The sequence below is a fragment of the Arthrobacter pascens genome, from assembly GCF_017052465.1.
In the GTDB taxonomy this organism is placed as follows: domain Bacteria; phylum Actinomycetota; class Actinomycetes; order Actinomycetales; family Micrococcaceae; genus Arthrobacter; species Arthrobacter pascens.
Map to the genome: position 1 here is coordinate 14481 of NZ_JAFHKT010000128.1, position 18890 is coordinate 33370.

At 61.3% G+C, this 18890-nt stretch carries 18 protein-coding genes; 14 read left to right on the plus strand and 4 right to left on the minus strand.

Translation table 11 applies throughout. From position 1 onward, the window contains the following. Window positions 1-16: 16 nt before the first annotated feature. On the plus strand, window positions 17-412 hold the full coding sequence (gene mscL, locus JYA52_RS08405) for a large conductance mechanosensitive channel protein MscL (RefSeq protein ID WP_205652749.1): 396 nt from the start codon (window positions 17-19) through the stop codon (window positions 410-412). Window positions 413-428: 16 nt separating this feature from the next. Here mscL and JYA52_RS08410 read toward each other — a convergent pair whose 3' ends face one another. Both JYA52_RS08410 and glmM read right to left on the minus strand, forming a co-directional pair. After that, a complete protein-coding gene (locus tag JYA52_RS08410; protein ID WP_205652750.1) occupies window positions 429-1553 on the minus strand; it encodes an acyltransferase family protein in 1125 nt (374 codons plus the stop codon). 147 nt (window positions 1554-1700) lie between these two features. Next, a complete protein-coding gene (gene glmM / locus JYA52_RS08415; RefSeq protein ID WP_205652751.1) occupies window positions 1701-3074 on the minus strand; it encodes a phosphoglucosamine mutase in 1374 nt (457 codons plus the stop codon). Window positions 3075-3323: 249 nt separating this feature from the next. Between glmM and JYA52_RS08420 the strand changes: the two genes are divergently transcribed. The 4 genes from JYA52_RS08420 (at window position 3324) to JYA52_RS08435 (ending at window position 10179) form a co-directional block, all read left to right on the plus strand. Continuing rightward, a complete protein-coding gene (locus JYA52_RS08420; protein WP_205652752.1) occupies window positions 3324-4562 on the plus strand; it encodes a bifunctional glycosyltransferase family 2/GtrA family protein in 1239 nt (412 codons plus the stop codon). Further along, complete coding sequence (locus JYA52_RS08425) at window positions 4559-6442, plus strand: ArnT family glycosyltransferase (protein ID WP_205652753.1); 1884 nt, start codon at window positions 4559-4561, stop codon at window positions 6440-6442. Before JYA52_RS08420 ends, JYA52_RS08425 begins: the two co-directional genes overlap by 4 nt. A gap of 76 nt (window positions 6443-6518) precedes the next feature. Then, the gene (locus JYA52_RS08430; protein ID WP_205652754.1) at window positions 6519-8306 is read left to right on the plus strand and encodes an ArnT family glycosyltransferase; all 1788 of its coding nucleotides are present in this window, start codon (window positions 6519-6521) and stop codon (window positions 8304-8306) included. Between the two features lie 160 nt (window positions 8307-8466). Next, window positions 8467-10179: a glycosyltransferase family 39 protein gene (locus JYA52_RS08435; protein ID WP_205652755.1), complete on the plus strand. Its 1713-nt coding sequence runs from the start codon at window positions 8467-8469 to the stop codon at window positions 10177-10179. A 75-nt stretch (window positions 10180-10254) separates the two neighbouring features. Here the strand turns inward: JYA52_RS08435 and rpsI are convergent, their stop codons facing one another. Together rpsI and rplM are read right to left on the minus strand one after the other, a co-directional pair. Then, the gene (rpsI, locus tag JYA52_RS08440) at window positions 10255-10761 is read right to left on the minus strand and encodes a 30S ribosomal protein S9 (RefSeq protein ID WP_205652756.1); all 507 of its coding nucleotides are present in this window, start codon (window positions 10759-10761) and stop codon (window positions 10255-10257) included. 38 nt (window positions 10762-10799) lie between these two features. Further along, entirely contained in the window at window positions 10800-11243 is a 444-nt protein-coding gene (gene rplM / locus JYA52_RS08445) for a 50S ribosomal protein L13 (protein ID WP_011692756.1), read from the minus strand. Window positions 11244-11549: 306 nt separating this feature from the next. Between rplM and JYA52_RS08450 the strand changes: the two genes are divergently transcribed. The 9 genes from JYA52_RS08450 (at window position 11550) to JYA52_RS08490 (ending at window position 18887) form a co-directional block, all read left to right on the plus strand. Continuing rightward, complete coding sequence (locus JYA52_RS08450) at window positions 11550-12215, plus strand: prepilin peptidase (RefSeq protein ID WP_205652757.1); 666 nt, start codon at window positions 11550-11552, stop codon at window positions 12213-12215. A gap of 270 nt (window positions 12216-12485) precedes the next feature. Beyond that, entirely contained in the window at window positions 12486-12686 is a 201-nt protein-coding gene (locus JYA52_RS08455) for a Flp family type IVb pilin (protein WP_205652758.1), read from the plus strand. Between the two features lie 117 nt (window positions 12687-12803). Further along, window positions 12804-13004: a Flp family type IVb pilin gene (locus JYA52_RS08460; RefSeq protein ID WP_205652759.1), complete on the plus strand. Its 201-nt coding sequence runs from the start codon at window positions 12804-12806 to the stop codon at window positions 13002-13004. A 49-nt stretch (window positions 13005-13053) separates the two neighbouring features. Further along, complete coding sequence (locus JYA52_RS08465; protein ID WP_205652760.1) at window positions 13054-13446, plus strand: TadE/TadG family type IV pilus assembly protein; 393 nt, start codon at window positions 13054-13056, stop codon at window positions 13444-13446. Beyond that, a complete protein-coding gene (locus JYA52_RS08470; protein WP_205652761.1) occupies window positions 13434-14450 on the plus strand; it encodes a TadE/TadG family type IV pilus assembly protein in 1017 nt (338 codons plus the stop codon). Before JYA52_RS08465 ends, JYA52_RS08470 begins: the two co-directional genes overlap by 13 nt. Window positions 14451-14570: 120 nt before the next feature. Further along, window positions 14571-15239, plus strand: coding sequence for a Flp pilus assembly protein CpaB (gene cpaB / locus JYA52_RS08475; protein WP_205652762.1), 669 nt, complete (start codon window positions 14571-14573; stop codon window positions 15237-15239). Next, window positions 15236-16441: an AAA family ATPase gene (locus JYA52_RS08480; protein ID WP_205652763.1), complete on the plus strand. Its 1206-nt coding sequence runs from the start codon at window positions 15236-15238 to the stop codon at window positions 16439-16441. The genes cpaB and JYA52_RS08480 overlap by 4 nt, the downstream gene beginning before the upstream one ends. Then, complete coding sequence (locus tag JYA52_RS08485; RefSeq protein WP_205652764.1) at window positions 16438-17922, plus strand: TadA family conjugal transfer-associated ATPase; 1485 nt, start codon at window positions 16438-16440, stop codon at window positions 17920-17922. Before JYA52_RS08480 ends, JYA52_RS08485 begins: the two co-directional genes overlap by 4 nt. Window positions 17923-17924: 2 nt before the next feature. Next, entirely contained in the window at window positions 17925-18887 is a 963-nt protein-coding gene (locus tag JYA52_RS08490; protein WP_205652765.1) for a type II secretion system F family protein, read from the plus strand. Window positions 18888-18890: the final 3 nt, after the last annotated feature.

Consider the following 18890-nt stretch of genomic DNA (forward strand, 5'->3'; position numbering starts at 1 on the left):
CGATAGTTTGGTTCCCATGCTTACCGGATTCAAGAAATTCATTCTCAAGGGCAATGTCATTGACCTTGCCGTGGCCGTCATCATCGGCGCCGCCTTCAGTTCAGTCGTGGACGCACTGGTCAAAAGCGTCATGATGCCGCTCATTTCCCTGCTGGTGGGAGAGCCCAACTTCGACGATTTCCTGGCCTTCGGCGACGTGCGGTTCGGCGTGCTCCTCACCGCGGTGGTCAACTTCCTGCTGGTGGCGGCCGCGATCTACTTCGTCATCGTCGTTCCGATGAACCACATGATCGAACGCCGCAACCGCAAGTTGGGCATCAACCAGGACGTCAAGGAGGAAGCCGCCGAAGACCCGCAGATCGCGCTGCTCACCGAAATCCGGGATGCGCTTCGCAGCGAGTCCACCAGGTGAGCTACTAGGCGGGACGCTAGGGCGAAGAGCCTACTCCCTGTGGTGCAGTCGGTTTTTCGGATGGCAAAGTCTTTTGCTTTCCAGCTGACCGAAGCCACTTCTCAGCCGGGGACTCCACAAGTTCGTGGAGCAGGCCGGATATGGCTAAGGAAGCAACCACCACCAAGGCCGAAACCGCCAAAGCACCCGCAGCGTCGAGTCCATCAACGAGTGGCGTCGCGAGCCGGATTACAAGCTCGTGAACCAGATACAGCGCAAACGACCACCGTCCTAGTGTGACCATGGTGTTGGACGCCGGGCCCTTGCCTGGACCACGGAGATCGTTCGTGGCTGCTGCCGCAATGACCGCAATGAACCCAGGAAGCATCACGAGGTTGGCGTACGTTGCAGGCACCGGAATGGCACCGCCCGAGGCGACAGCGGACGCCACCATCAAGGAGACGTAGAGCCCCAAGGTTATGGCGACAGCGTGGCCGAGCCTGAGCCGGGGGCGCCATCCACGCCTTATCATCAGTGCCAGACTCATGCCCAACACGAATTCCCCAAGGCGATAAAGGGGCATTGTACCCAATAGGTAATTTGCAGCAGCGCCAGAAAAGCTCACGGAAATGTAGATGCCCAGTGCCACTATGCCGCCGTATATGAATCCGGCCAGCAGGACGGTTTTCTGTTCCTTGCCGAGCATGCGGATCAGGAACGGGAACGAAAAATAGAAAAATGCCTCGCAGGACAATGACCAAGAAACACCGTTGAAGGCAACCACATAGCCGCCTGCAGGAACCCAGGCTTGCGTGAGCGTCAGGACGAACGGCAGTGCGGGCCAGACCGACGCACTGGCAGCCAGTGTCGGGACAAGTGTTGACAGAAACGTTGTCACCGCGTGGAGGGGCCAAACCCTCGCGAACCGGTTCCGGTAAAACTTCCTCGTGCTTTCACCCTCTCGGTGAGACCACGTCAGAACAAACCCGGAAAGTACGAAGAAGAAACTGACCCCCGTGAAGCCATAACCGAAGGCATCAAGGGAATGGTCGAGCGGCGTGAAATAGAGTGAAAGATGATAAAGCACAACGCCCATTGCAGCGAAAAAACGCAGGCCCGTAAGGCTCCGCAAATGTGTCGGGCCGCCCGGCCTTACGTCCATGTATTCCCGCCCCCGCGCCCGATGAATAGGGCGAGTATACACACGCTTCATTGTGAGCCAGTTGGCGCCTTCGACGCCGGCCGGTCCGCCTCCCAAAGGGGAGGCGGACCGCTTTGTGATTGTTTGCCGCTCGGGGCGGGACCCTGGCTAGGGGACCATCTCGCTTGGGACCCGGCCCAGGGCCAGCTCGTTTTTGACCACCTGCGCGAGGCGCTCGGCGATGACCTGTGCGGTCTCCTGGCTTCCGGCCTCCACCATGACGCGCACAACAGGTTCGGTGCCGGAGGGGCGGAGGAGCACGCGCCCGGTGTCACCGAGTTCCGCTTCGGCAACACGCACGGCTGCGGCGAGGGCCTGGTCGCCCTTGACGCGGGTGCGGTCCACGTCCTTCACGTTGATGAGGACCTGAGGGAGCTTGGTCATCACCGTGGCCAGTTCCTTCAGCGGTTTGCCGGTGAGCGCCACCTGGGCCGCCAGCTGCAGGCCGGTCAGGACACCGTCTCCGGTGGTGGCGTGGTCGGCGAGGATCACGTGGCCGGACTGTTCGCCGCCTAGGTTGAAGCCGCCGTCGCGCATCTCTTCGAGGACGTACCGGTCCCCTACGCCCGTCTCGCGGATTTCGATGCCGGCGTTGCGCAGGGCGATCTTCAGGCCGAGGTTGCTCATGACGGTGGCAACCAAGACGTTGTCCGTGAGCTTGCCTGCGTTCTTGAGCGCAATCGCCAGGATGGCCATGATCTGGTCGCCGTCCACTTCGTTGCCTTCGTGGTCCACGGCGAGGCAACGGTCGGCGTCGCCGTCGTGGGCGATACCGAGGTCCGCGCCGTGCGCCACGACAGCGGCCTTGAGCGGGCCCAGGTGGGTGGAACCAACACCTTCGTTGATGTTCAGTCCGTCAGGCTCGGCTCCGATGACCACGACGTCGGCGCCGGCGTCCTTGAAGACCTGCGGCGAGCAGCCGCTGGCGGCACCGTGGGCGCAGTCCAGGACAACTTTAAGGCCGTGCAGGTTGTGCGGAAGGGTTCCCAGGAGGTGGACGATGTAGCGGTCCTCGGCGTCGGAGAAGCGCTGGATGCGGCCCACTTCGCCTCCGACGGGCCGGAACGGCTCCTTGCCCATCTGCTCCTCGATGGCGTTCTCCACCTCGTCGGGGAGTTTCTGGCCGCCGCGGGCGAAGAACTTGATGCCGTTGTCCGGAGCTGGGTTGTGGGAGGCGGAGATCATCACGCCAAAGTCCGCTTTCAGGTCGGCCACGAGGTAGGCCGCCGCAGGGGTGGGGAGGACACCGGCGTCGTAGACGTCGATGCCGGAGCTGGACAGCCCGGCCTCCACGGCGGCGGCGATGAACTCGCCGCTCGCGCGGGGGTCCCTCGCGACCACCGCGCGCGGCCGCGCACCTTCGGTGGTGCGTTCATGGCCGAGCACGACGGCGGCGGCCTGGGCCAGCTGCATTGCAAGCTCGGCGGTCAGCAGGCCGTTCGCCAGGCCCCGGACACCGTCTGTTCCAAATAATGTAGACATCGGGTCAAGTGTAGAGGATGGGGTAGGCGGCTGCCGAAGCGGTGTCCTTCGAGACCTGCGTACCCGTTTAGTACGGCCCGGCTACCTGCCCGACTACCTGCCGCAGAGCCATGGCAACCACGCGGACTACTTGGGTTTTTTTGGAAAGTACGTCTCTTTTTCTCGGCAATACCTCTCTTTCCCCTGGAGGTACCCCTCTTTGGGTAAAGGCCTCGCTATCGGTTTTGACCCGCCCCTACCATTCCATGCATGACACCTAGCAGCTGGGGCTTGGCGCTCGAAATTGTGGTACCGGTTTTCAATGAAGAAGCGGTGCTCGAAAGCAGCATCAAAAGGCTCTCCGAATATTTGACCAATGAAATGCCTTCGACGTGGAAGATAACCATTGCCGACAATGCAAGCACTGACCGGACTCCGGTGATTGCAGCTCGTCTCAGCGAGCAGTTGCCTCATGTGGACTATCGCCGTCTCGAAGCCAAGGGACGGGGATACGCTCTCCGTGACGCCTGGGGTGCGTCAGAGGCCAAAGTCCTGGCGTACCTGGACGTCGATCTTTCCACCGACCTCGCCGCGCTACCCCCGCTGGTGGCGCCGCTCCTTTCAGGGCACTCGGATATTTCCATCGGAACGAGGCTTGGACAAAGTTCACGCGTGAGCCGCGGGCCGAAGCGCGAATTCATCTCCAGGTCCTACAATCTCCTGCTTCGCCGGACAATGCAGGTGGGTTTTTCCGATGCCCAATGCGGATTCAAAGCAATTCGCAATGATGTTGCCCGGCGGTTGCTTCCGCATGTGGAAGACAATGGCTGGTTCTTTGACACCGAGCTGCTGATCATTGCCGAACGTTCCGGCCTGCGCATCCACGAAATACCTGTTGACTGGGTGGATGACCCGGACAGCCGCGTCGATATCAGGCAGACCGCCCTCGACGACATTCGGGGCATGGTCCGTGTGGCCGGATCCCTTATAAAGGGATCGATTCCGGTGCAGGCCATTTACGCGGAGTTGGGCCGGCGCCCGATCGTACCACCGGGCCGGCCCAGCTTTTTCGGCCAGGTGGTCCGCTTTGGCCTGGTCGGCGCTGTTTCAACGCTGGCCTTTGCGCTGCTCTACATGGTTCTCCAGGGTCCCTTCGGGGCACAGCAGGCCAATTTCCTGTCCCTGCTCCTGACCGCCGTAGGCAACACCGCAGCCAACCGCCGCTTCACCTTTGGCATCAGCGGGCCGGACAGACTGTTTACCCAGCAGGTCCAAGGCCTGATCGTTTTCCTGCTCGCCTGGGGCATCACTTCTTCGTCGCTGTGGATGCTGCACTCCGTGAACCTGGACGCCACGGCGAACACAGAGTTGCTCACGCTGACGGCAGCGAACGTCCTCGCGACCCTCATGCGGTTCGTGCTGCTCCGGATCTGGGTCTTCCGGGTCCGCCGAAGGGATGAACAGTCCGTGGTCCTTGCGCTGCGGCCAGCCGGACAGTCGGTCCGTTGAGCGTCACCGAGGCGCGGAGGACTGCCGCTCACCGAGTCGGCGGCGCCGCCCCCAGGACGCTGCCTTGGGAAAAGATTGGACTGGTTGTTCTCCTCGCAGCTACTGCTGCGTCGTTCCTTTGGGGCCTTGACCGTAACGGGTGGGCGAATCCCTACTACTCGGCAGCGGCCCAGGCCGGGTCCCAGGACTGGAAGGCGTTCTTTTTCGGTTCCCTCGACGCGGGCAACCTGATCACCATCGACAAACCTCCGCTGAGCGTTTGGATCATGTCACTCTCGGTCCGGCTCTTCGGGCTAAACTCCTGGGCGATTCTGGTGCCCCAGGCCCTCATGGGAATAGCGACGACCTGGCTCATCTACAAGATCATCCGCCGCAGCCACCCGGCTGCCCCGGCATTGCTGGGTGGCCTGATCTACGCAACGACGCCCGTTGTGGTGCTCATGTCGCGGTTCAACAACCCCGAGCCACTCATGGGACTCCTCACCGTGGCCGCCGTCTACTTCGTTATCCGGGCGCTGGAAAACAACGCGTGGTCCTGGTACCTGCTGGCAGGCACGGCTCTCGGCCTCGCATTCATGGCGAAACAGATCCAGGCCTTCCTCCCCATCCCGGCCCTGGTACTGGCGGTGCTCCTGTTCGGCGCCGGCACCTTGGCATCACGCATGGTAAGGCTGCTGGGCGCCCTCGCCGCGCTGATCGTCAGCGGCGGCTGGTGGATGGCGGTAGTGGACCTGACACCGGCGGAGAACAGGCCCTACGTCGGCGGATCCGCCTCAAACAGCATGCGCGAACTGACACTGGACTACAACGGCTTGGCGCGGTTCCTCCGCTTCAGCACTGACCGCCAGGCCGGGATCCCAAGCTCTCCCGCACCATCCGACGTGGAGTACGACGGCGGCCTGTCCCGGCTGTTCAACGCAAACTTTGCACCGGAAGGCGGTTGGCTTCTCTTTACCGCCCTGGCCTGTGCCCTCGCGTTGGTCCTGCTGTGGCGGCAGTCGGTCCGCAGCAGGGCCGCTTCAGGCCTCATGGCGGTGGGCGTCGTGGGGCTGGTGTCTTCCTACACCCTGTTGAGCTTCTTGGGCACCATGACGCACACCTACTATGTCTTCTCGATGGCCGCCCCGATGGCAATAGTCGTGCCAATCGGGCTCCACCTGCTGTGGAATCAGAGGCAGCGGACGGTTGCCCGGTTGATTGGTGCGGTCTTGCTGGTGGGGACCGGCTACGTCGGATTTCGGGTTTTTCAGTACAGCGACGGTTGGGGGCTCTGGCCGATCGCTCTGGCCTTCGCGACGATCCTTGCGACCGTGGGGTGGTTGTGGGCCAGGAATTCCACCCAGCGTTTTGCTGCCCTCGCTCTCGTCACGGTGTCGCTTGTGCTGGCACCCGTAGCCACAGACCTGATCACCTTGACCCGATCGCAGGAGGGCACGAATCCGCTCTCCGGCCCTGTGGCCAACAATCCCCGTGCCCTGTCCGCCCATCTTGATGCTGCCAGAGGCGGTGACCCGCCGCTGGACCGCCACCTTGGCTTCGGCGTCGAACCATCCGCAGAGGTGACCACCCTGCTCAGGGAATCCGACGGGGCTGAATGGGCGGCGGCCACGTACACGGCCCAAAACGCCGCCCAGTATCAGCTCGCAGCGCAGCGTCCGGTCATAGCCCTCGGCGGGTGGCTCGGAAACGACCCTGCACCCACCTTCGACCGGTTCAAGTCACTTGTGGCGGACGGCAGGATCGCATATTTCATTTGGCAACAGCCGATAGTGGACGAAATCCCTTTGGGAAAGGACGCTGCTGCCATCACGGATTGGGTTCAGTCCAGTTTCAAGGGGGAAAACGTTGACGGCGTCAGAATCTACGACCTTAGGCACTGACCGCACCACGAGGCCGAAGGATGGTGCCCCTCGCAGGCCGGGATGGGAGCCATGGGGCCTTGCCGGCATCCTGGTTTTGGCAGCCTTCCTGTACGTCTGGGGAATAGCAGATAACGGCTGGGCAAATGCTTACTACTCGGCGGCAGTACAGGCTGGTCAGAATGACCCGGCCGCATTCTTCTTTGGGTCCTCGGATTGGGGCAACTCCATAACCGTGGACAAGCCACCGTTGAGCTTGTGGATCATGGGTTTGTCGGTCCGGCTCTTTGGCTTGAACACATGGGCTCTTTTGCTTCCCCAGGCCGCGATGACAGTGGCGAGCATCCTGTTGATCCATCGCCTGGCGCGGAGGCATCTGCCCCCGTCGGCCGCTCTGCTTTCCGCCGCTGTTTTCGCGTGCACTCCCATCACCGTGCTGTTGGCCCGCTATAACAACCCCGATCCCCTCATGGTGCTGCTGATGGTTGCGGCCCTCTATGCCGGGATTCGGGCCACGGAGTCCGGCCGGACAAGGTTCCTGTACTTGGCAGCCTGCATTCTGGCCTTGGGGTTTCTTGCCAAACAGCTTCAAGCATTCCTCGTACTGCCGGCCATAGCGCTGGCGTTCTGCTTCTATGCGCAGAAAGCGTGGCGGGCAAGGGTTGTCTCACTGTTTCTGGCCGGGATGGTTTTGGCGGTGGGATCCTTGGCATGGCCGCTGGCCGTCGATCTCACTCCCCCTGGCTCCCGCCCCTATGTAGGCGGCTCTGCATCCAACAGCATGCTCGAGCTAACTGTTGGCTACAACGGGATCAATCGCGTCCTGCAGCACGAGGATGATCCCTCCGTGGCACTCATTCCTCAAGAATTGCGGAGCGTCGAGACGGACGCCGGACTGTTCCGCCTGTTTAATTCGAACTACGGCCAGGAGATTGGCTGGCTCTTACTTCCAGCATTATTGGCTTGCGTCGCCATAATGGTGAAAGTCCTGAGGGGCCGGTACAGCCGGAACAAGTCGATTTTTGCAGTAGCTGCAGTGACGTGGATGATCACCACATATCTCATGCTCAGTTTCATGGGGAACAGCTTCCATTCCTATTACACCGCATCTCTCGCGGCACCCTTGGCGCTCTGTCTTGGCTTGGGTGCTGAACTGCTCACGTCGCCCCGGCAGTCACGCCTGAGCCGAATCGCCATCGCCGCGTCCGTGGTTTCGAGCTGCATTTTTGCGCAAGCGATGTGGCGACTAAGCGCCGCATACCCGCAAGTGCTGGGTACTGGAGTGCTCCTCCTGGGTCTGCTCGCTGGCGCATTGCTGTCCGTGCCAGCACCGGGGAAATGGGTGCACCGAGCGGCCGCCTGGCTGGCCATCGGCACCCTGATGGTGGGACCTGCGTTTTGCTCAACCATAGCCCTGGCCACCCCGCAGGAAGGTTCAAATCCGCTGTCGGGCGGTCTCTCCCGGAACCCGAATACGCTCAGCCGCTTCCTGTCCGGAGTAAAGAATGGGGACCCGGCATGGGCTTCTGGGCTGGCTATCGGCGTGACGCCCAGTCCGGTCCTCGCGTCGTATCTGAGAAACGCTTCCGGACAGTGCACGTGGGCTGCCGCGACCTACCCCGGGCAGACCGCGGCTCGCTTCCAACTGGAGATCGGCCGGCCAGTGATGCCCCTTGGAGGGTTCGCTGCCACCGACCCCAGCCCAACCCTGGCCCAGTTCAAAGAATGGGTGCAGGCAGGACGGCTCTGCCACTTGGTGGAACAACCAGAACAACTCAAGGTTCCAGGCAACAGCGCCGAGCTACGTGCAATTCACGAATGGGTCGCTGAAACGTTCAGAGCGGAGAAAATAGATGGCGTCACTGTCTACAACCTCACCCGTTAACCCTTCCACCGGCGGTGACACTGATTCAGTCCAAAGGATCTGGGTACGGCGGTGGCCGGAATTGCTCCTGATGGCCATCTCAGGGTCGGTCTATTTCTGGAACATCACCGTAAACGGGTGGGGTAACCCCTACTACGCTGCGGCCGCCCAGGCGGGGTCCATGGACTGGGCTGCTCTTCTTATCGGTTCTGCCGACGCAGGCAACGGCCTAACCGTCGACAAGCCGCCGCTGCACCTATGGGTGCTGGCGCTCTCGGTTAAGGTTTTCGGCCTGAGTTCCTGGAGCGTATTAGCTCCACAGGCCCTCATGGGCATGGCGACAGTCTTTCTGGTTTACAGATCGGCCCTTTTCTGGGGCAGCACTCGGCAAGCCTTTGTTGCCGGTGTGTTGGTTGTTTTTACGCCGGTCACCTCGATGATGTTCCGTTTCAACAATCCGGACGCCCTGTTGCTCCTGCTCTGGGCTCTGGCAGCTTTCCTGCTCATCAAGTCGGCAGAGCGGAGTAGTGCGCGCCACCTGTACTTAGCGGCTTTCGTTCTGGGGTTGGCCTTCCTCTGCAAGCAATTTCAAAGTTGGATTCTGGTGCCGGCCGTCGCCGCTGCGTTTCTGGCGTTCGGTTTCGGCAACCTGGCGTCCAGGCTGCAGAGGCTAATGGTCGCCGCAGTGGTGATGATCCTGCCGCCGGCCGCCTGGATCACTGTTGTTGAACTTACTCCCGCCTCTGCGAGGCCTTGGATCGGCGGCTCGGTTAGCAACAGCTTTTTGGAACTGACATTCGGCTACAACGGCTTCGGGAGGCTCACGGGCCAGGCGGGGCTGGGAGCTACAAACCCAAAGGACTTCGAGGGGGTTGTCGGCTATGACGCCAGCTTCCTCAGACTCCTGACTATCAACTACGCACCAGAAGTCGCCTGGTTTCTTCCCGTTGCGTTCGTCGGCGCCGTCATTGTGGTTGCAGGACTGTTCCGCAGCAAACTCAGCCGCCTCCAATCACTTATATCCCTACTCTTGCTGGTGTGGTTCGCGACCACCTTCGCAGTGCTCAGCTTCATGACAGGAGACATCCATCCTTACTACACATGCATGCTAGCCATTCCCATGTCCTGTCTCTCCGCACACGCGATCGAGACTTTCTGGGTCAGTCGAACCCGGACGTCGTTTCGCCGGGGCGCAGCCCTGCTAACTCTGCTTTGCCTCCTCGTGACGTCCGGGATATTGACGTGGTTCCAGGAATGGCAACCGTGGGCAGGGTTCACCACCAAGTCAATGGCGTTAGCCGCCGCAGCGATCCTGGGGCTATCGCTGGGCGGTTACCGACCGCGGACCACCGCCCTGGCTCACGTCTTGGCAGTGGCGTCGATCCTGCTGGTTCCGTTCTTGTTTGTGGTTGAGTCTGTGACAACCCCCCAGCAAGGATCGTTTCCGATTTCAGGGCCGGTGCCCTCAATTGAAAGCTGGCACCGGCGGGATGCCGAACAATTGCGCCTAAATGAAAAAAGCAAATACTCGGAGGCCCGGGGAGAGCCAGTCATACCACAAATTGCGTCCCAGATTGAAGGAGTCCCTCCTGACGCAACGTGGGCCGCGGTGACAACCGGCAGCCAAAATGCAGCGCTATATCAATTGGCGACGGGGCGGGCGGTAATGTCGATAGGCGGTTTTTCCACGGGAGATGTTTATCCCAACCTGAACGATTTTAAATTGTATGTAGCAAATAAGGAGATCGGATATTACATCCATCAACCGGGGATCCTCGAGTGGGCAGCGGCTAGTCCAAATACGCGGGCAGTCGTGTCCTGGATCGAGGCCACCTTCGCTTCTGAAGAAGTCGACGGCGTTCGCCTGTTCGATCTCACCCGTCCGCTGGAGTGAACGTACAAACGCAGAAGCCCGCCCCACCAATGGCGGGACGGGCTTCTGTGAAGCGGCAGCGCTTCGTAAGCGGGATTAGCGCTTGGAGTACTGCTGAGCCTTGCGGGCCTTCTTGAGACCGGCCTTCTTACGCTCGATGACGCGGGCGTCACGGGTGAGGTAGCCGGCCTTCTTCAGGGTGGCGCGGTTGTTCTCGACGTCGATCTCATTCAGTGAACGGGCGATCCCGAGGCGCAGTGCACCGGCCTGGCCGGACGGGCCACCGCCGTGGATGCGGGCAATGACGTCGTAGGCGCCGTCAAGATCGAGGATCTTGAAGGGCTCGTTGACGTCCTGCTGGTGCAGCTTGTTCGGGAAGTAGTTCGCCAGCTCGCGGCCGTTGATGGTCCACTTGCCGGAGCCCGGCACAACGCGAACGCGTGCAACGGCTTCCTTGCGGCGGCCAACAGCTGCGCCGGCAACGGTCAGTGCCGGGCGCTCCTTCTTCGGGGCGGCAGCCTCAGCGGCGCCGCTTTCCGAGGTGTAGCTGGTCAGGGTTTCCTCGGCCTCAACGGCTTCGGTGGTCTCTTCGTTCTGAGCCACGGTTCTCCTTGTATAGATAAGTTGTTTGGTGGCCAGGACTACTGGGCGACCTGGGAAATTTCGAAAGTCTTGGGCTGCTGGGCGGCGTGCGGGTGCTCTGCACCGCGGTAGACCTTCAGCTTGCCCAGCTGCTGTGCAGCGAGGGAGTTCTTGGGGAGCATGCCCTTGATGGCCTTCTCCACGGCGCGGACCGGGTTGGATTCCAGCAGCTCCGCGTAGTTGACGGAGGTCAGGCCGCCCGGGTAGCCGGAGTGGCGGTAAGCGCGCTTCTGCTCGAGCTTGGCGCCGGTGAGGGCAACCTTCTCAGCGTTGATGATGATGACGAAGTCGCCCATGTCCATGTGGGGCGCAAAAGTGGCCTTGTGCTTGCCGCGCAGCAGGATTGCGGTCTGGCTGGCAAGACGACCAAGGACAACGTCTGTGGCGTCAATGACGTGCCACTGGCGGTTGATATCGCCGGGCTTCGGGGTGTACGTACGCACGGTGTTTGCCTCGTTCTTGTTCTGGCGTTCTTGTTTAGGTGTCACGTAAGGGTGTGCACCTACTATCTATGCGTTACCGGAACAGAGGTGAGGGCTCTATGAATCCAGTGGTCCTGGAGTCTCGAATGTGCCCGAGGAGTAGTTATCCTGCAACCGGATTCTCAGCGGGCACGCATCATCGAGAAAGGACACGCACAACGACTACCAAGAATAGCGTGAAGCGGGCGTCAGGGTCAAAATGGGGTATCCGGTGGCGGGGGCTGGGACGCCCGCGCCGGCGCCGGCCGATCCAACCAGGGAGTCTTCGTGTCCATTGTAGGTATCGCCGCCAGCGGCGGGTTCCTATTCGTCGTCGCCATCGGCCTGCTCGGCACTACCCTCGGCGTACTGGCTGAACGGCTCATCGCCCGCACACTCCCCCGCCTTGGCGGACTGCCTTCTCTCAGGTCAAGAATGACGACGGCGGCCGTCACCGGCGTCCTCTGCGCCGCCTTGGCCCTGCGGCTGGGTATGGACTGGTCACTGCCGGCTTTCCTGGTTCTTGCGGTGCTCGGCGTGCAACTGGCGCGGATAGACCTCGCCCACCACTTGCTGCCCAATCCGCTCGTGCTGACGCTCTTCATTGGCGGCCTGGTGCTGTTCGCGGCTGGCAGCTCGGCTTCCGCGGGCTGGTCCGACCTGCTCCGCGCGGCCGCCAGTGCTGTCATCCTGTTCGTCGCCTACCTGATTTTGGCCATTATTTCGCCCCGCGGCATCGGAATGGGAGACGTCAAGCTGGCCGCGCCTGTGGGCCTGTACTTGGGCTACTTAGGCTGGGGTCAGCTGTTCTACGGCGGCGCGGCGGGCTTTGTCTTCGGCGGCATTTTCTCCGTCGTTTTGATTTCCTTTAGGCGTGCCGAAAAGCCGGCAGAAGTTGCCTACGGCCCTGCCATGCTGGCGGCCACACTTGGGGCGGTCCTGCTCACGCCCTGACGAACTGCGCAGGCCCTCCTGCCGCCTAGTCTTCCAGGAATAAAGCCCAGCCAGGCTTATCAATCCAAGTAGTTTCGCACCTTGGGGTTTTCCGACTGAGTACTTTCTTGGGGGGATTACTTGTGGGTCCCCTGACAAAGTCGGGTATGGCTACGCATTGTTGCTTTTCCTTCTCGATGTAATTCTTTTGCTATCGAAGCACCGGACCTTTCGGATTTGGGGGGCGCCGGAATTCGAAGAAAATATTCCATCGAATTTAAGGAAAATACAATGACTGCTCTCATGGTCTCGGTTCTCGCTTTCGTTTCGGGAGTAAAGGACCGGTTGTCATCGGAAAAGGGCGCAACTGCGACTGAGTATTCGCTCCTCGTCGCGTTTATCGCCTTCCTCATCATCGTGGGCGTGACTGCGTTCGGTAACGCGCTCAACACGTGGTTCTCCTCCCTCGGCACCACCGTGGGCACCTGGTAAGCCCAACTCGCATCGACGGGTGCCGCGTCCGGTCACTAAGGCCGGCGCGGCACACCTCGAGTGGGCGTTTGGCCAGCGCTACGCGTCGGCACCGCCCTTACCGGAAGGGGAACTCAAATGACTTCACGAATGGTCTCCGTTCTTGCCTTCATTGCCGGCATCAAGGACCGTCTCGCATCGGAAAAAGGCGCAACCGCCACGGAGTACGGACTCCTCGTAGCATTCATCGCCTTGATCATCATCGTTGGCATCACCGCCTTCGGTACCGCGCTCAACACCTGGTTCTCCTCCTTTGAAACCAGAGTGGGCACCTGGTAGCCGAACCTTCCGCACACTTCGAAACTTCCAACCATCCTCGGGGGATCCGTTGAAGAAGACCTGCAAGGAAAGCACGGACGGCAAGAGCCGTGGCGCCGTGGCCGTGGAGTTCGCCTTGGTTGCTCCGCTGCTGCTGGCTCTTGTCACGGGAATCGTCGAGTTTGCACATGCCTATAACGCCCAGATCTCTGTGACGCAGGCGGCCCGCGAAGCAGCCCGGACGATGGCCGTCAAGAACAGCCAAACGGACGCTAAAGCTGCGGCAGTCGCCGGGTCACCGGGACTGGCACCTGGTTCGCTCGGGTATACATTCGCGCCCGCCGCCTGCGCCCCGGACACCACCATGAAAGTAACCATCTCCTACAACTCGGCAACAATGACCGGGCTGTTTGGCAGTTCAGTGACCCTCACGGGAGTAGGAGCAATGCGATGCAACGGCTAGTGGCCCACACAGAATCGCGGGAACGTGGAGCTACCGGCGTCCTGGTGGCGATCATGATGCTGGTGATGATCGGAGCCGGCGCCCTGGCGGTAGATACCGGGCAGATCTACGCGGAGCGTGCCGAACTCCAGAACGGCGCCGACGCCGGCGCCCTGGCAGCAGTAGATCTCTGCGCGGAGTCGGGCTGCACGCAGGCTAATGCAGACGCCTTGGCAGCTGCCTTGGCAAACAGCAACGCCAAGGACACGAAATCGACGGTGCAGTCGGTAAACCTCTCGGTAGCGGGCCAGGTTTCGGTCACTACGTCCACTAAGGACGGCACCACAAACGCCGGGTTCCTGAGCAAGATGTTCGCGAGTGTCCTGAACGCTCCGGCGGCAACAGTAGGTGCCACCGCAACAGCCAAGTGGTTCTACCCCACCAAGGGCGTCTCCGTCCTCCCCCTGGCCTTTGCTACATGCGAATTCGAGGACGACGGAATGCCCCACAAAATCCTCACTCAAGGTGGTGGCAGTGGCGCCCAGGACTGCAACGGGCTCAATCCATCGAACCAGATCATTCCCGGCGGATTTGCCTGGCTTGCCCCTGACGGCAACACCGGATGCAAGGTCACAGCCGAAGTCGGCCAATGGAGCCAGACTAGCCCCGGCGCGGCCGTTCCCAACGGGTGCATCGACCTTTTCAATCCGTCGATAAACCCGTCGCTGGCCGGCTCTACCGTTGCACTGCCCGTTTACAAGTACACGTGCGACGGAATGCCAGCCGCACAGTTCGGCAGCTGCAGCGGCAACAGCGTCAAGTACTACATCGAGAAGTGGGCTGGGTTCAAGCTCCAGGCGTGGAATTTCACCGGTCAGGCCAAGTACGACCCGACCAACGTCTTCAGCGGGAGTCAAAAAGGCCTTTACGGAACCTTTGTGGGGTATTCCGCAGATCCGAACCTCTTCAGCGGAGGCTCAACCACACCCAACGGCAATGTCATTGTCATCGGGCTGATCAAGTAAGCAATTATCTAAGGGGAGAAATTGAAAACACGCCTACTGGGAGGCATCGCCGCGCTAGTCGTTGCAATCATCGGCACGGTCCTTCTCATCACATATGTTCAAAGCGCAGATCAACGGGCAATGGCAGGTACGGAGACCTCGGAGGTCCTCGTAGTTCAGAAAGCCATTCCCGCCGGCACACCCGCCAGCGAACTTGGCGGCTCCGTGGCCATGAAGCCGCTCCCGAAGTCCACGTTAACCGAGGGGACCGTCACCGACCTGGCCGCCCTAGGCACCAAAGTAACCGCCGTTTCGCTCGTACCGGGCGAACAGCTCCTGTCCAGCCGTATGGTCGACGCCGATGCGTTCCTCGGGCCTTCAAGGGTTGCTGTGCCGGATGGAATGCAGGAGATTTCGATCAAACTGCCCATAGACCGGGTGGTTGGCGGAAAGATCACCGCCGGCGACACCGTCGGCATCTTCATTTCGCTCCCGGAGGGTTCCAGCGCAACTCAGTCGGCAGGCACCCAACTCACCTTCCACAAAGTACTGGTCACGGCGGCCCAGTTCAGCAACGGCAGCGCCGCGCAGCCGGACACCGCCCAGGGTGACAAGGCAGAGGGTGCGATGGGTTCCACTAACAGCAACCAAAGCGATGGCACTTATCTCATCACCGTGGCCCGCAACTCAGTCGACGCCACGCGGCTGGTGTACGCCGTCGAATTCGGCAAAATCTACCTGTCCAAGGAACCGGCTGAAGCAACCGAGGGCAACACCGTCGTAGTCGACAAGACGAGGGTATTCCGATGAGCCGCTTTGTTCTCATCACGCCGAACTCCGATTTCGAACGCCGCGTCCGGATGGCCACTGCCGGCATGCCAGGCTCCCTGCAGTACTTCGCGGCCGACTACCTTCCCCAAGGTCCCGAGGAAGTGCTCAAGCAGCTCCTCGGCGAGCCACCGGAAGTCTTCATCCTCGGTCCCGGTTTGCCGGAGGATGACTCGCTGAAGTTTGCGTCGGTCATGGATCTGCAGTACCCCGAGATCAGCATGATTCTGGTCGCCGGGGAGTCGTCCGACATCGCCATCCAGGCAATGCGGGCCGGTGTACGTGACCTTCTTGACCCTTCAGCCGAAGCCGATCACATCCGCATCATCGTGGAGCGGGCAAGCCTCGCAGCAGCCGGCCGACGTCGGGGTCTCGCACCCAGCAGCTCCGAACACCGCGAACACGCTGAAGGCGGACGCATCATAGCCGTCCTCTCCCCCAAGGGAGGTGTGGGCAAGACCACCGTTGCGACCAACCTCGCCGTTGGCCTCGCCAAAATCGCACCCATGGGTGTGGTGATCGTGGACCTTGACCTCCAGTTCGGCGACGTGGCCAGCGGTCTCATGCTGGAGCCCGCGCACACCATCACTGATGCTGTGGTGGGCGCCGCCAGCCAGGATTCGATGGTGCTCAAGACGTACCTGAGCGTGCATCCGGCGGGACTATACGCCCTGTGCGCGCCGAAGAATCCAGTGGAAATGGACCGCATCACTGGTGAGCACGTCACTCAGCTCCTCAACCAGTTGCGGCAGGAATTTCAATACGTGGTCATTGACACGGCACCTGGACTGGGCGAGCACGTTCTCGCAACCTTGGACCTGGCCTCGGATGCGGTGTGGATCTGTGGCATGGATGTTCCGAGCATCAGGGGCCTGCGCACTGGAAGCCAGATCCTGGCCGAACTGAATCTCCTGCCAGAACGCCGGCACGTTGTGCTCAATATGGCCGATCGCCGCACTGGCCTGACCTTGCACGACGTGGAAGCGACTATCGGCGCGCCGGTGGACGTGGTGCTGCCACGGTCACGCACCCTTCCCTTTTCCACCAACAAGGGTGTGCCGGTTCTTCAGGACGGCGGCCGTGACCCCGCAGCAAAGGGCCTGCAGCAGCTCGTAGACCGTTTCAAACCCAATTGGGAAGCCAGACCCCATAAGAAGTTGCATCGAAGGGCGGTAGTCCAGTGAACCTCACACGCAGACTCGAGAAAGTGCGCGGCAACGGGTCGCCCTCAACCACCGTTGAGGAAGTCTCGCCAAACCCGTTCACGGCTCCGGACGGATCGAATGAGCCGGTGACGCTTGGCCGCATTCACGACGCCAAGACGGCCGAGACCGCCAGCGCCGCGGACGTGGTGGAACTGACGCAGACGGGGGCAGTTGCCAGTGGCGCGCTCGGCGCCCTCAAGGAGCGGGCCAGCCAGGCACTCTACGAACGTCTGGGTGCCCGCATCACCGACTCTTCACTTGAGGAGGCCGAACTCCACCAGTACGTCAAGGACGAGCTGAAGATCGTCGTCGATGAGGAACAGGTTCCGCTGACCATGTCCGAGCGTCAGAGACTGATTCGGGAGATCATTGACGACGTGTTGGGCCACGGCCCTATCCAGCGGTTCCTCGACGACCCGTCAATTACCGAAGTTATGGTCAATCGCTATGACCAGGTGTACGTGGAGCGCGGCGGCAAACTCACCTTGACGGACACTAAGTTTGCTTCGGACGATGCCCTGCGGCGGGTCATCGAACGGATCGTGTCAAAGGTTGGCCGACGGATTGATGAATCATCACCTCTGGTGGACGCCCGCCTCGCGGATGGTTCCCGCGTCAACGCCATCATCCCCCCGTTGGCAGTGAACGGACCTGCACTTACAATCCGCAAGTTCGGCCACGAAGCGTTGACGGTCCAGAACCTCATCGCCTTTGGCAGTCTGTCCCCGGAGATGGCTGAACTGCTGCAGGCGTGTGTCCTCGCCCGGATGAACATCATCGTCTCGGGAGGTACCGGCACGGGCAAGACCACACTCCTCAACGTGCTCTCATCCTTCATTCCGGCTTCAGACCGCATTGTGACAATTGAGGATGCCGTTGAACTCCAACTACAGCAGAGCCACGTGGTCAGGCTGGAGAGCAGGCCGCCCAATATTGAAGGCAAGGGTGAAGTTGCAATACGTGACCTCGTCCGGAACTCCCTTCGCATGCGTCCTGACCGCATCGTCGTCGGCGAAGTGCGCGGAGGAGAATGTCTGGACATGCTGCAGGCCATGAACACCGGCCACGACGGATCACTCTCCACTGTTCACGCAAACTCCCCCCGGGACGCCATCGCCCGCTTGGAGACTCTTGTGCTGATGGCCGGCATGGACCTCCCGCTGCGGGCTGTGCGGGAACAGGTGGCCTCGGCGGTGAACGTCATCGTTCAGATTTCGAGGCTCCGGGACGGAACCCGCCGGGTTACACACATCACCGAAGTCCAGGGAATGGAAGGCGACATCGTCACTCTTCAGGATGCTTTTGTATTCGACTATTCAGCTGGCGTAGATGCCAACGGCCGCTTCCTGGGCAAGCCGGTCCCGACCGGGGTTAGGCCGCGGTTCACTGACAGGTTCGTGGAACTCGGCATCCACGTCTCACCCCACGTCTTCGGGGCCCAGCCAGTCAGGGGCCGGTAGTCATGGCCACCGACGTGCCGGTCGCACTGTTCGTGGGCGGGCTGTTCCTGGTCTACCTCGCACTCGGCCTGGTGTTCGGAGTAGTTCTGAAGGGCCGAGCGGGTGTACCCCTCTCGAGAAGACGCCCTGACGCCGTTTCTTCCTCCTCCTCCTCCTCCTCCAGTCTGACTCGCCTTACCAGCCAGGCTGTGGGGGCACTCAACCGCGGCCTCAAAAAAAGGCCTACCGGAATCCTGAGCCGCGAAAAGCTGGAACAGGCAGGCCTCAACAAGGAGCCGGGCGACTACCTGCTGATGGCCGGAGCGGTGACTCTGATGGCGGCCGTTCTGGGATACTTCCTCGGTGGCCTGGGAATCGGCGTCTTGGCATTGCTGCTGGCCCCGTTCCTGCTCTACGTTCTCTTGAACATGCTCGTCGCACGGCGTCGCCGGAAGTTCGACAGCCAGGTACCGGACACTGTGCAGATGTTTTCCGGCGGGCTCCGGGCCGGCCACAGCCTCCTAAGGGCCATCGATGCTGCCGCGCAAGAGAACGATGCACCGATGGCTGAGGAGCTGAGCCGCATCGTCAACGAAACGAGAATCGGCCGCGACCTGGGTGAATCCTTGGCGGACGTGGCGCACAGAACGGCCAGCGAGGACTTTCACGGGATTGCCCAGGCCATCGAGATCCATCGCGAAGTAGGTGGCGACCTGGCTGAAGTCCTGGATCACGTGGGCGAAACGATCCGGGACCGGAATCAGGTTAGAGGCCAGGTACGGGCGTTGAGTGCGGAAGGTCGGGTTTCGGCCATCGTCCTGATGGCACTGCCGATCCTGATGTTTGTCGGTCTGGGGCTCTTCAATCCGACGTACATGCAGGTTTTCACCACCACCGTCGTCGGATTCGTCATGGTGGGTGCAGCCATTGGCCTTCTGTGCGCCGGTGGGTTCTGGCTCAGCCGAATCATCAAGCCGAAATACTAGGGG